Here is an 11,779-nt window from a genome sequence, read left to right on the forward strand (position 1 = left end):
ACCGCCACGTTATGCCGTTGAATCTCATCACGCATCTTAAAGTAGGGCGCACCCATCTTGATCTCCAGCCGCTTCGCCTCGGCATTCCGCGCAATCACGCAGCCGTCGTTATTGGAAAGCACCACGACAGGCCGTCCTAAAAGGTCAGGGCGGAACACCGTCTCACAAGAGGCGTAAAAGCTGTTGACGTCTACAAGAGCAAACATCTCAGTTTGATTTCACTATTATTTTAACAACATCAACAGCTTTCACCGGGCGAAAGCAGCGTAGTTGGGTCAATTTTTTCGGGGGGATAAACAGCATAGTGATCATCTCGTTTAACTGTGTTTATATACAGTATCAGCGATAGCCAGAAAGGATCAAGATGTATGCCGAAAGATTCCTGAAAACAGTTGAAGTGTCAGGGGATCTCATTAGTGAATTGTATTCATGGTGTCTATCCGTTTTGGCCAGATTATCCAGAGCGTGGATCCCAGTAGAATGCCGGATTATCCGCAACTTATTGGATCACCATGATCGAGTCCCGGACGTCAGCACGTACCGCAGCAGTCCACACCACCGGCATTGTTTTTATCATTATTCTCAGTGCGCTAATGGCTGTTACCTCTTTATCTACCGACATTTACCTTCCGGCCATGCCAGCCATGAGCAAAGACCTGCATGGCGATGCAGAATTAACTATCACCGGCTTTTTGATTGGATTTTGTCTTGCCCAATTAATCTGGGGGCCATTAAGCGATCATTTGGGACGCCGGATCCCGCTGTTTATCGGCATGACCTTATTTATCATCGGATCGGTAGGGTGCGCGTTGTCAGATGACATCACCAGCATTGTGTTCTGGCGTGTTTTTCAGGCTCTGGGGGCTTGTACCGGGCCGATGCTGGCGCGTGCGATGGTCCGCGACCTGTTTAGCCGGACCCGCGCGGCGCAAATGCTTTCTACGCTGATGGTCATTATGGCCATTGCGCCTATTGCCGGGCCACTGATCGGCGGACAACTGATTAAAGTCACTTCATGGCACGCCATTTTCTGGCTGCTGGCGGTTATCGGCGTAGTGATGCTGCTCTCTTTATTTTGGCTGCCGGAAACATTACCAGAAGACAAACGAACGAAAGCCAGTTTATCCAGCGCATTTAGACATTATTCAGCGTTACTGGCAAATGCCCGTTATATGCGCTTTACCTTGTGCGTGACGTTTTACTACGTGGCTGCCTACGCGTTCATTACCGGTTCGCCTTTTGTCTACATTAGCTATTTTCATATCGACCCACAGTATTTTGGCTGGTTATTTGCGCTGAATGTCGTCGGGCTGATGGCGGTCAGTCTCGTCAACAGACGTTTGGTTCACCGGTATTCGTTGGAAGCGTTACTTAAATTCGCCACACTTATCGCCGCTGTAGCCGCGCTTGTTCTGGCTGTTGCCACCAAATTGAATATTGGCGGCGTGATGCTGATCGTGGTCGCCGTATTTGTGTTCTTTTCCATGAACGGCATTATTGCCGCAACGGCCACTGCAGGCGCATTGGATGCCGTGCCAAACGTTGCTGGGTCGGCTTCCGCATTAATCGGCGCATTGCAGTACGGTAGCGGCATTATCTCTTCGTTGTTACTGGCTCTTCTTAGCGACGGTACACCCTGGACGATGGCATGGATTATCGCTGCCTTTACCGTTGCCAGTGCCGTCATGGCGCTGTCTACCCGGGTACATCAGGCTCTCCCTGACTAACCCTGAACAAATTAAGACAGGGCAGGGTTCGCGGATTAATAAGAATTTCTGATTAACACTGGCGGATCCCACTCCGTAATCAAATAAGTCAGCCTCTGTGTCGGGGATTATGGTGCCAATTGTATCGACTGGCAGTGAGCCGATGGCATTACTGGCATAATAACGGTGAACACCTGCTGAAATTTATTTACTTCAGGATTGCTGTTGAGGAAGAGGTAACAGGATCAGAGCAGCTGAAATAACCGCAAATACGTTGAGCGCAGCCACTACGCCAGTGCCAGCAGAGAGTAAACCAAACAAGACCGCGCCCGCGACCTGGCCTGCTGCGAGAGCGAAGAAAACGGCGGCTACGCCTGATGCTGGAGAACTTTTTGCCACTGAGACACCACACACCAGCAAAACGCCTGATAACGTGACGTATCCCGCGCCGCAAAATGCTACCGCAGCGAACAGCCACCAGTGCATCTGGTGGCTGAATGCCAGCCACACCAGCGGTACGGCCATCGCCAGTTGCGAAAGACGGTAAACCTGACTCAGCCCGATACGGGCAGCGAGCGGACCGGTGATGGCGCCAATAATCCCCGCGCCACCACTGACCAGCCACAACAGATTAACGGTACTGGCTTCAACCGCAACATGATGGCGCAGCACATCCGGCCCAAAATTCCACCAGGCCGCGCTGGCTATCCCGCTGAAGAAGGCTATCAGGATCAGGCTTAGCATTGGGCGTTGCAGCAGAGTCTTACCCCAGCCTGGCGTATTTTTACGGGCAGTGGCTTGCCCGCGTGGCAGACAGCGAATGACCGCTGGAAGACAGCACAGAGCACATAAGGCGAAGGCGAAGCAGGCTGCGCGCCACCCTCCTGGCAGAAAGCTCAACACTGGGACTGATAAGATGATCCCGGCGCTGGTGCCCGAATTAATAAGGGTATTCAGCTGGGGCTGATCCTTCGCGGTGACAACCCGGTTAACGGCGTCGGCCAGGGAAGGTGAGGCTAAACCTGGACTAAGACCGGCGATGAACAGTCCGGCTGCCAGCATCACGGATGACCAGGCCACAGCCACCACGGCTAATCCTGCAGCGGCACAGCAGGCAGAGGTTATCGCCATAAAGCGTGAGCTAAACCGATCCTCCAACAGAGACGAAGCCACAACAGCCAGGCAGTACGCGGCAAAACTACAGGCGGAAATATAGCCTGCCACTCGCGGGCTGAAAGGGATATCCAGAATGACTTCCGGCATCATCAATCCCCAGGAAAAGCGTGCCATGCCGTAAGTGACGGCAATCAGGGAGAAGCCCGTGATGCCCAGGGTGACGGAAGCTTTCATCGATCGGCCGCTGAAGAGGGAGAGGTCAGCAGCGCCGCAGCCTGACCCGCGCGAAGGGCGGCCTCAGGGCCAGCGACTAACGCCGCCGTGATAGCGCCCTCAAACAAGATCCAGATTGCATCTGACAGCACCTCGCTGTGCGTTCCGGGCATATGGCGTACACAGGCGGCGATGTATTCCCGCATCTCATAGCGATAATCCAGCGCCAGCGCCGACAGCCAGACATCCTGTTCCGCATATTCTCCCCAGACCTTAAGGAAGAAACAGCCAGACGAGCCGTAATCCTGCATCCATGTGCCGAGCACCCTAAACAGCTGGTCTACCGCTGCCGGGTGTTCCACAGGATGCAGTGCGGCAAAGAACCGATCTTTTCGCGCATTCATCACCGCTTCTGTCAGCATTTCTCTTGAAGGAAAGTAGCGGTAGAGCGTCCGGGTTGAGACGCCCGCTTCACTACAAATTCTGTCGGTGCTGGTGGCGTGAAAACCGTTAGCGTAAAACAGCCGCTCAGCGGCCTGCAGTATGTCCTGTTCCTTTTTCATTCTTTAAAAGTAAACCGATCGTTTTACTTTTGCAAATCAGCCGCTGAAAAAAGCGCCCAGCTCGCGAGCAATCGCCTGCGGTTGTTCCTCTGGCAGAAAGTGCCCGCAATGAGGAACGATCACGCCTGAGACATTTTCAGCGAAAGGTCGTAAGGGAGCGGCCATATCGGGGATTGAGCCCTGATCGGCGCTGATGGCGAGGATCGGCATCTTAAGCTTGCCTTTAGCCTGCAGCTCTCTGTTTTGCTGAGCGGATTGCGCGGCTGAACGATAGTAAGCAAGACCAGCACGCAAACCGCCGCTGCTCATCAGAATACGCAAATACTCCGCCATGTCCTGTTCAGAAAAGACGTCAGGGCAGGCCGTTTTCCGTTTCAGGAACCACTCAAGGTAGACGCGTTCATGTCCGGCAATCAGCGCTTCTGGCAGGTCAGGAATGACGTGAAAAGCGAAGTGCCAGGTTTTCCAGGCTTTGTCCGGCGTCACGGGCAGGGCGTCTGGCAACGTAATGCCTGGAATACCGGCATCCAGCAAGGCCAGGCGATTAATCTCTTCACCGTATAAAGCGGCATAAGGCCAGGCAACCCAGGCACCTACGTCGTGCGCTGCCAGAGAGTAGCTGGTGATATTCAGTGAGCTGAGCAGGCCGTGAACTTTTTCAGCCAGCGAGCTGGTGTCATAACCTGTTTCCGGTCGATCTGAATCGCCCTGACCAGGCAAGTCGGGCGCGATAATGTGGTAAGTCGGCGCAAGGAGCGCCATCACTTGTCGCCACGCATACCAGCTTTGGGGGAAACCGGCGAGCAGCACCAGAGTTTCGCCCTGTGGATTGCCGCCTATCACGTAATGCAGCCTTACTCCCTCAACGGTGGCATAGCGGTGTTCGAAGCCGGGAAGGCTGCTGTCAGCGAAGGTTGTAGGCGCTGCCTCTGTCCGGCGGGGCGGGATCGCTGTGACGTTGTCTGGTAAAGGATGTTCCATAGTGGCACCTCTTGATGTGATTGCCTGCAGATCATGCAGACATGATAATTAGGAAATGAACGATTCCTAAATGGATAAATTTTTTACTCGAGCAGCTTCATTGCCAGCCCGAGCGTAGCCTCCCGATCGGTGATGTTTTGCATCTTACCGACAATGCGCATCCCAAACAGCAGGCATAAAATCAGCTCTGCTGCGGTTTCAACGTGCAGCCTGGCAGACACCGATCCATCTTGCTGTCCCTGGGTTAACAATGAAGTCAGCAGGCTTTTGTTGCGTATCACCGCCTGACGAACCAACTCAGATAGCGTTTCATCCAGTACTTGTAATTCCGATGCGCTGCCGACAACAAGGCACCCGCGTCTTCCTTCACTATCCTGAGCGGATTCAAGATAGAACCTCATTAGCTCAGCCAGTTTCTCGCGGCCCGTCTGTAAGGGTTCCAGACGCCCCCGCAGCGCGGAATTACGCAATGAGGTATAACGCTCAAAAACGGTAAGAAACAGCGTCCGCTTATCTTTAAAAGCCTTGTAGATGCTGCCAGCGGTGAGGTTCATCGCCTCGCCCAATTCAGCGATTGAGGCGGCATGAAAGCCTTTTTCCCGGAACACCAGCATGGCGTTATCCAGCGCCAACCCGACATCAAACTCTCTTGGGCGACCGCGCTCTTTGATTTGGCTGGTAGGGAGGGGAGCGTTATTCATGATAATCCAATATGGGAACGATTGTTTCCAAAGTGCCAGAAAGCAGCATGGCTGGCAAGCGTGTTCTCACTCGGCTGGAAGCAACGAGAGGGTAAACGGCGATCGCTCTGCGAGTGCCAAAACTCAGCGAGCCGCATAAATAATAAAAGTGACCACGCCGAACACACTCAGCCCGGCTTCGTCGTCAATATCGATGGCGGCGTAGCTGGGGTTCATCGGCAGCAGCTTAACGCAGGGCGTCAGCTGCAGCTTCTTCAGGGTGAATTCGCCATCAATAGCGGCAATCACCCGATCGCCATGCTGCGGTTTTAACGAGCTGTCCACCACCAGGAGATCACCATCATTAATATTGCCCTCGATCATCGAATTCCCCGCCGCGCGGATAAAGTAGGTGGCGCTGGGATGGCTGACCAGCAGTTCGTTCAGGTCTATCCGCGATTCTACATAATCGGCAGCCGGCGAAGGGAACCCGCAGGCAACCCGTTCAACGAACAACGGAAGCGCAAGCGGAAGCGGAAAATCGGTGAGTTGGTGCAGGTTCATGGTAATGACTCAAGGTTACTGTGTTTATATACAGTATTATCGATCGGCGCTGGCAATCAACCGCTTAATCAGCGGAAAACCCTACGCGCTTGTTCTGGTGGGGAATTTAGTTTTTTCCAGAAAAACGGGTGAAAATGGGCCAGGGGGAAAATGTAAAATAATGCGTTCACCAGCCGCAATCACTGAAGCTTTTTCAGCCAGGGCCGATACCTGTGCTGAATGGAGGAACTGGCGAAGAGGCGCAGGATGATTAAGCGAATTCAGGTACAGGAACTGCGCGTTGGGATGTATGTGCATAAGCTGGAGGTTTTCTGGCTAAAACACCCTTTAGTCCACAACGACATGTTGCTGTCCACCGACTTGCAGATCCAGGTGATTGCAGAAAACGGCATTAAAGAAGTCTGGATCGATCTGTCTAAAGGGCGGGCTCCGGACGAAACTGATGCAGAGATTGAAGAAGATCAGGCGGACGTGCCGCGTGGTCCGATAAGCCTGCACGAAGAAATCGAGCAGGCGCAGGCCATTTGCCTGCATGCCAAAGGGCAGGTGATGGATATGTTCAGCGATGCCCGGCTGGGACGTACCATTGACACTGCCAGCACGCTGTCGCTGGTGGATGAAATTGGCGGCTCAATCAGCCGACATCCTGCTGCGCTGCTCAGCGTGGTAAGGCTGAAGACGCATGATGATTACACCTATCTGCATTCGGTTGCGGTGTGCGCACTGATGATTTCGCTTGGCCAGCAGTTAGAGCTGGATGAGGAACAGGTGCGTCGTGCGGGAACGGCCGGCTTGCTGCATGACGTGGGAAAAGCCGGTATCTCGCTGGATATCCTGAATAAGCCAGGCAAGTTGACCGACGCCGAGTTCGATATCATGAAGCAACATCCGGTGATCGGTGAAGCGCTGCTGCGCAAAAGCGGCGGAGACGATGACCTGTTGGATGTGGCGTTACATCACCATGAAAAATTTGATGGCCGTGGTTACCCGCATGGATTGAAAGGCGAAAATATCTCGCTGCTGGCGCGGATGGCGGCCGTCTGCGACGTCTATGATGCCGTAACCTCTAACCGGCCTTATAAGGCTGGCTGGAATCCGGCCAGCGCCATGCACCATATGGCCAGCTGGGAAGGGCACTTTGACCGCAAAGTCTTTTTCGCCTTTGTGAAGGCCGTGGGGATCTATCCTGTTGGTTCCGTTGTTCGTCTCGCTTCTGGACGAATTGCGGTGGTCGCAGAACCGAGCGGAGGCTCGCTGCTGCAACCTAAAGTCTGCGTGTTCTATTCACTGGTGACTAACCAAACCCTGTCACCCAATATAATCGACCTGGCGGATCGCTTCTGCTGGGACAGCATCACCGGTCCGGAAGACTCTACCCACTGGCACGGCATCAATATTGATGCGCTGTGGATGAAGCCAGTGGCCTGAAGGTTGCGCAAAAGGCGGAGTGTTTCCGCCATTGCCTTACCCCTTTCACTCACAGTTTTTCCGAGTCATCCCCACCAATATTTCGCCTTTCTCCTATGTCTTTTTCCCCAGTTATTTGGCAGGTTAGTCGCAGTGATCCGCGCTCAAAGCCGCGCATTGTCTGGCAGAGTCGGGATCAGCGACTATACTGAATGCTGATATTGCTGCGTTTTCCTCATGCGTTGTGGGTGATTCAGAGACGTAATCTGACCCTCCCCCGTGAGTTGGGCCGCACCAAAGCCTGATGAATGTATCGCCGTAACATACTCAATCAGGAGGAATACTTTGAACACCCAGAATGAATCCGCGCCTCAGTTAGCCGCCAGTGGCCGGTATGCTTTTTTCTTTGATGTTGATGGCACGCTGGCTGCCATTCAGTCCCGTCCGGATGAAGTGTTTATCCCCGAGCAAGTCATTGCCCATCTGGACCGCTTAAGCCGCCTGACAGAAGGTGCGCTTGCCCTGGTTTCGGGCCGGCCAATGGCTGAACTGGACGCATTAGTGGCACCTTTACATCTCCCTCTGGCTGGCGTTCACGGTGCTGAACGACGCGATGGCCAGGACAATATTGAACGCCTTTCACTGCCGGAAGACGTCGCGAGTTCGCTCTCTTCTTTACTGAGCGAGGCGATGGCAAAGCTGCCAGACACCCAACTTGAAACCAAAGGAATGGCCTTCGCGCTGCATTACAGGCGTGCGGAACATTATCAGCAAGAGGTGCTGGCGCTGGCCGAAGCGATGACCGAACGTTTCCCGATGCTGGCTCTGCAACCGGGAAAATGTGTGGTTGAACTGAAGCCGAAGGGCGTAAACAAAGGGGCTGCCATTGACGCGATCATGCAGCAAGCCCCGTTCGCCGGCAGGACGCCTGTATTCATCGGCGATGATTTGACAGATGAAGCTGGATTTACCGTTATCAATGCTATGGAAGGCGTAGCCATTAAAGTGGGCGAAGGACAAACGGAAGCCAGTTTCCGGTTACCGGATGTAGCGGCTGTTTACCACTGGCTGGAACAAACACTATTACAACTAGATCAAGACGAAACAACGTCGGTAAGGAGTTAAGGTTATGAGTCGCTTAGTAGTCGTATCTAACCGCATCGCTGTACCTGATGGGACCAAGGCCAGCGCAGGCGGTCTTACTGTTGGGATCGTGGATGCCCTGAAAACCACCGGTGGACTGTGGTTTGGCTGGAACGGCGAAATCAATGAAATCGGTGAAGATGACGAAGATATGGACCTGTTTGAACAGGACAATGTCACTTACGCTTCTTTCGGGCTGAATCAAAACGATTACGACCTGTATTATCTGCAGTTCTCCAATGCGGTGTTATGGCCTGCTTTCCACTACCGGCTTGACCTGGTCAACTTCCAGCGTGAAGCCTGGGATGGCTATTGCAACGTCAACACGCTGCTGGCAAATCGCCTGCTGCCGTTGCTGAAGCCGGATGATGTGCTGTGGATCCATGACTATCATCTGCTGCCTTTCGCGGCCGCGCTGCGCAAGTTAGGCGTGAATAACCGCATTGGGTTCTTCCTGCATATTCCGTTCCCAACGCCGGAAATCTTCAATGCGCTGCCGCCTCACAATGAGCTGCTGGAAATGATGTGTGATTACGATCTGCTGGGCTTCCAGACAGAGAGTGACCGCACGGCGTTCCTGGAGTGCCTGTCGTTAATGACTCAGTTGCAGACCAAGGGCAAGCAGCATCGCGCCTTCGGCAACAACTTTGCCACAGAGGTCTATCCGATCGGGATTGAGCCAGACAGCATTAAAGAGATGGCGGAAGGGCCACTGCCGCCGAAAATGGCAGCGATGAAGAAAGATCTGGGCGAGGCAAAAAATATCATTGCCTGTGAGCGTCTGGATTATTCCAAAGGGCTGCCAGAGCGTTTTCTCGCTTATGAAGCGCTGCTGGAAAACTACCCCGAGCATCATGGCAAGATCCGTTATTCGCAGATTGCCCCAACGTCACGCGGGGACGTGCAGGCCTATCAGGACATCCGTCATCAGCTGGAAACGGAAGCAGGGCGCATCAACGGCAAATACGGCACGCTGGGCTGGACCCCGCTGTATTACCTGAATCAGCACTTTGATCGCCGTCTGTTGATGAAAATCTTCCGCCTGACCGATATCGGTCTGGTGACGCCACTGCGCGATGGCATGAACCTGGTGGCGAAAGAATATGTCGCCGCTCAGGACCCGAACGATCCGGGTGTGCTGATCCTGTCTCGCTTTGCTGGAGCCGCTAACGAGCTGACTTCTGCGTTGATTGTGAACCCTTACGATCGTGATGAAGTGGCTGCGGCACTGAACCAGGCTGCGACTATGCCGTTGAACGAGCGTATCTCTCGCTACAACGACATGATGGCCGTGCTGAGAAGGAACGATATCAGCCACTGGCGTAAATCTTATCTGAAGGATTTAGAGGCGGTTGAGCTGCGCACGCCGGAGCAGGGAGAGGCCAATAAGGTCGCGACCTTTCCGCGACTAGCATAATCTGTGCCAGTAATCAGAAGGGCGATCACAGATCGCCCTTTTTTTCGTCCAAAATCAGCAGCATAATTGAGACAGAGGTCTAACTTTCCACTAAAAAAGTGCCATTTATAAGAAAAGTAACGAAAATTTCGCCTGATTACTAAAGATTGCTCCCCAGCTGCCGATACTCTCCTTGTAAGCCACTCTCCCGCCAAAACATTCACATCACTAATGTAACCATCAATTACATCCCTTTACATGCCCTAAACACAAGCCAGATAAGGCTTACGGAACGTTATCGCTTGCTGATAGAAACCTGCGTTATGTCACATTTTTGTCAACAACTACACCCCTGACTGTCACTTTGCGTGACTACTTTGTCATCGCCTCCTACCCAATAAAACCAGCATAAAATTCTGTTTATTTTTGTCAATACGGATAATTAAGCTGATATTGATCTAAATCAAGTTCCCGTTCCGTTTAATACTCGTAAATAGAATCGTTTTCATTTGGAAATGATCCAGGTTTGTTAAATTTTAACAAAAAGGGGTGAAAATGATTAGTTAGTGAACTAATCAACAGCAATGCTGAAGGGTTATTTTAGTTAATTAAGCCCAAAAGTGTGATCTGCGTCACACTTTATCTAAAATTTAGTCTGGTCCGCGTTGTATGTCGAAATCAGAGGGGATAGAGTTGCCTTGTTTTCGGAATAGTCCTAAAGAGAAGTAAGATAAGTCTGACTTAATCGTCAGAAACAAGGGGCGAAAACAGGGACGCAGTAACTGGCAAAATGAGTTAATGACTACTTTCTGGACAGACGCCATTAGGGCACCTTCCAGCTTCGCAAACGTTTGGCTTCTGCCACTAGATTATTTGCCAACTTAGATTTACCAATCAGCAACCAAGGTAGCGGCACAAGCCGCAAACGTTTAAGTAGTGTTAGTCAGGATGAAAAAAAAAAATGGGTACATCAGAATTACTCAAACATATTTACGACATCAACTTGTCTTATTTATTGCTTGCTCAACGCCTCATAAACCAGGAAAAAGCTTCCGCGATGTTCCGTCTCGGCATCGATGAAGCCATGGCTGACACACTCTCTCAGTTAACGCTGCCAGAAATGGTTAAATTAGCTGAAACGAATCAGCTGGTGTGTCAGTTCCGTTTTAACGACCACAATACAATTACTCGCTTAACGCAGGAATCCCGCGTGGATGATTTACAACAAATCCATACCGGCATTCTGTTGTCCAGCCGTTTATTACGCACTGTGTCGGGTAAAAACGACGAGTTGCCTAAGAAGAGAGCTAGCTAATGAGCGAGAAAAGTATTGTTCAGGAAGCGCGTGATATCCAACTGGCGATGGAGTTAATCTCGCTGGGTGCGCGTCTGCAGATGTTAGAAAGCGAAACGCAGCTGAGCCGTGGTCGTTTAATTAAATTATATAAAGAACTGCGTGGCAGCCCACCCCCAAAAGGCATGCTGCCATTCTCAACCGACTGGTTCATGACCTGGGAACAGAACATTCACTCTTCTATGTTCTGTAATGCCTGGCAGTTCCTTCTCAAAAGCGGGTTGAGCAAGGGTGTGGACGCGGTAATCAAAGCGTACCGACTCTATCTTGAACAGTGCCCGCAACAGGACGAAGGCCCGCTGTTGGCGCTGACTCGCGCCTGGACCTTAGTCCGGTTTGTTGAGAGCGGAATGCTCGAACTGTGCGATTGCAAAAGCTGCAACGGCAGTTTTATTAACCATGCACATCAGCCAGCCGGCAGCTTTGTCTGCAGCCTGTGCCAGCCGCCATCCCGTGCGGTAAAAAGACGTAAACTTATCGGGGAATCTGCCGATAACATTTCACAACTGCTGGAGGAAGAGATTAAACAAGCCGTTTAATTCTCCTCACAACGTGGAATGCATCCAGCAGCGGTTATTTAACCGCTGCTTTTTTTTTGCCTGCGGCGGGTAGAAATAATCTGAAGCGCTCTTCTTCAACCCACACGTCACCAGACG

Annotated in this window: 10 protein-coding genes and 2 pseudogenes; 6 read left to right on the forward strand and 6 right to left on the reverse strand. The window is 52.2% G+C overall.

Annotation, left to right across the window (positions count from 1 at the left end):
• A pseudogene (locus WCC56_RS10885) lies at positions 1 to 206 on the reverse strand (DNA polymerase V subunit UmuC); the annotation flags it as partial.
• A 306-nt stretch (positions 207 to 512) separates the two neighbouring features.
• Here WCC56_RS10885 and WCC56_RS10890 point away from each other — a divergent pair.
• Positions 513 to 1,727: a multidrug effflux MFS transporter gene (locus WCC56_RS10890; RefSeq protein WP_424692388.1), complete on the forward strand. Its 1,215-nt coding sequence runs from the start codon at positions 513 to 515 to the stop codon at positions 1,725 to 1,727.
• 192 nt (positions 1,728 to 1,919) lie between these two features.
• Here WCC56_RS10890 and WCC56_RS10895 read toward each other — a convergent pair whose 3' ends face one another.
• The 5 genes from WCC56_RS10895 to umuD form a co-directional block, all read right to left on the reverse strand.
• On the reverse strand, positions 1,920 to 3,056 hold the full coding sequence (locus WCC56_RS10895) for an MFS transporter (RefSeq protein WP_424692389.1): 1,137 nt from the start codon (positions 3,054 to 3,056) through the stop codon (positions 1,920 to 1,922).
• The gene (locus WCC56_RS10900; RefSeq protein ID WP_424692390.1) at positions 3,053 to 3,598 is read right to left on the reverse strand and encodes a TetR/AcrR family transcriptional regulator; all 546 of its coding nucleotides are present in this window, start codon (positions 3,596 to 3,598) and stop codon (positions 3,053 to 3,055) included. The genes WCC56_RS10895 and WCC56_RS10900 overlap by 4 nt, the downstream gene beginning before the upstream one ends.
• Positions 3,599 to 3,634: 36 nt before the next feature.
• Positions 3,635 to 4,579, reverse strand: coding sequence for an alpha/beta fold hydrolase (locus WCC56_RS10905; protein WP_424692391.1), 945 nt, complete (start codon positions 4,577 to 4,579; stop codon positions 3,635 to 3,637).
• An 83-nt stretch (positions 4,580 to 4,662) separates the two neighbouring features.
• Positions 4,663 to 5,280, reverse strand: coding sequence for a TetR/AcrR family transcriptional regulator (locus WCC56_RS10910; RefSeq protein WP_424692392.1), 618 nt, complete (start codon positions 5,278 to 5,280; stop codon positions 4,663 to 4,665).
• A gap of 123 nt (positions 5,281 to 5,403) precedes the next feature.
• Positions 5,404 to 5,823, reverse strand: coding sequence for a translesion error-prone DNA polymerase V autoproteolytic subunit (umuD, locus tag WCC56_RS10915; protein WP_424692393.1), 420 nt, complete (start codon positions 5,821 to 5,823; stop codon positions 5,404 to 5,406).
• Positions 5,824 to 6,069: 246 nt separating this feature from the next.
• Here umuD and WCC56_RS10920 point away from each other — a divergent pair, with 246 nt between their 5' ends.
• The 5 genes and pseudogenes from WCC56_RS10920 to flhC all read left to right on the forward strand — a co-directional run bounded on the left by WCC56_RS10920 (position 6,070) and on the right by flhC (position 11,662).
• Entirely contained in the window at positions 6,070 to 7,251 is a 1,182-nt protein-coding gene (locus WCC56_RS10920; RefSeq protein ID WP_424692394.1) for an HD-GYP domain-containing protein, read from the forward strand.
• A 324-nt stretch (positions 7,252 to 7,575) separates the two neighbouring features.
• Positions 7,576 to 8,363, forward strand: a pseudogene (otsB, locus tag WCC56_RS10925) (trehalose-phosphatase).
• A complete protein-coding gene (otsA, locus tag WCC56_RS10930; protein ID WP_424692395.1) occupies positions 8,360 to 9,790 on the forward strand; it encodes an alpha,alpha-trehalose-phosphate synthase in 1,431 nt (476 codons plus the stop codon). The pseudogene otsB and the gene otsA overlap by 4 nt, the downstream one beginning before the upstream one ends.
• Positions 9,791 to 10,730: 940 nt before the next feature.
• Positions 10,731 to 11,084, forward strand: coding sequence for a flagellar transcriptional regulator FlhD (gene flhD, locus WCC56_RS10935; RefSeq protein ID WP_424692396.1), 354 nt, complete (start codon positions 10,731 to 10,733; stop codon positions 11,082 to 11,084).
• Positions 11,084 to 11,662 (forward strand): flagellar transcriptional regulator FlhC, encoded by a 579-nt coding sequence (gene flhC / locus WCC56_RS10940; RefSeq protein WP_424692397.1) that lies wholly within the window; start codon positions 11,084 to 11,086, stop codon positions 11,660 to 11,662. The genes flhD and flhC overlap by 1 nt, the downstream gene beginning before the upstream one ends.
• Positions 11,663 to 11,779 lie beyond the last annotated feature (117 nt).

This window comes from Erwinia sp. (assembly GCF_049696395.1).
Taxonomy (GTDB): Bacteria; Pseudomonadota; Gammaproteobacteria; order Enterobacterales; family Enterobacteriaceae; genus Erwinia.

What these genes read in the sequence shown, in the direction of transcription:
- WCC56_RS10890 (WP_424692388.1), top strand. Translation starts at nt 513, where the DNA reads ATGATCGAGTCCCGGACGTCAGCACGTACCGCAGCAGTCCACACCACC.
- WCC56_RS10895 (WP_424692389.1), bottom strand. Translation starts at nt 3,056, where the DNA reads ATGAAAGCTTCCGTCACCCTGGGCATCACGGGCTTCTCCCTGATTGCC.
- WCC56_RS10900 (WP_424692390.1), bottom strand. Translation starts at nt 3,598, where the DNA reads ATGAAAAAGGAACAGGACATACTGCAGGCCGCTGAGCGGCTGTTTTAC.
- WCC56_RS10905 (WP_424692391.1), bottom strand. Translation starts at nt 4,579, where the DNA reads ATGGAACATCCTTTACCAGACAACGTCACAGCGATCCCGCCCCGCCGG.
- WCC56_RS10910 (WP_424692392.1), bottom strand. Translation starts at nt 5,280, where the DNA reads ATGAATAACGCTCCCCTCCCTACCAGCCAAATCAAAGAGCGCGGTCGC.
- umuD (WP_424692393.1), bottom strand. Translation starts at nt 5,823, where the DNA reads ATGAACCTGCACCAACTCACCGATTTTCCGCTTCCGCTTGCGCTTCCG.
- WCC56_RS10920 (WP_424692394.1), top strand. Translation starts at nt 6,070, where the DNA reads ATGATTAAGCGAATTCAGGTACAGGAACTGCGCGTTGGGATGTATGTG.
- otsA (WP_424692395.1), top strand. Translation starts at nt 8,360, where the DNA reads ATGAGTCGCTTAGTAGTCGTATCTAACCGCATCGCTGTACCTGATGGG.
- flhD (WP_424692396.1), top strand. Translation starts at nt 10,731, where the DNA reads ATGGGTACATCAGAATTACTCAAACATATTTACGACATCAACTTGTCT.
- flhC (WP_424692397.1), top strand. Translation starts at nt 11,084, where the DNA reads ATGAGCGAGAAAAGTATTGTTCAGGAAGCGCGTGATATCCAACTGGCG.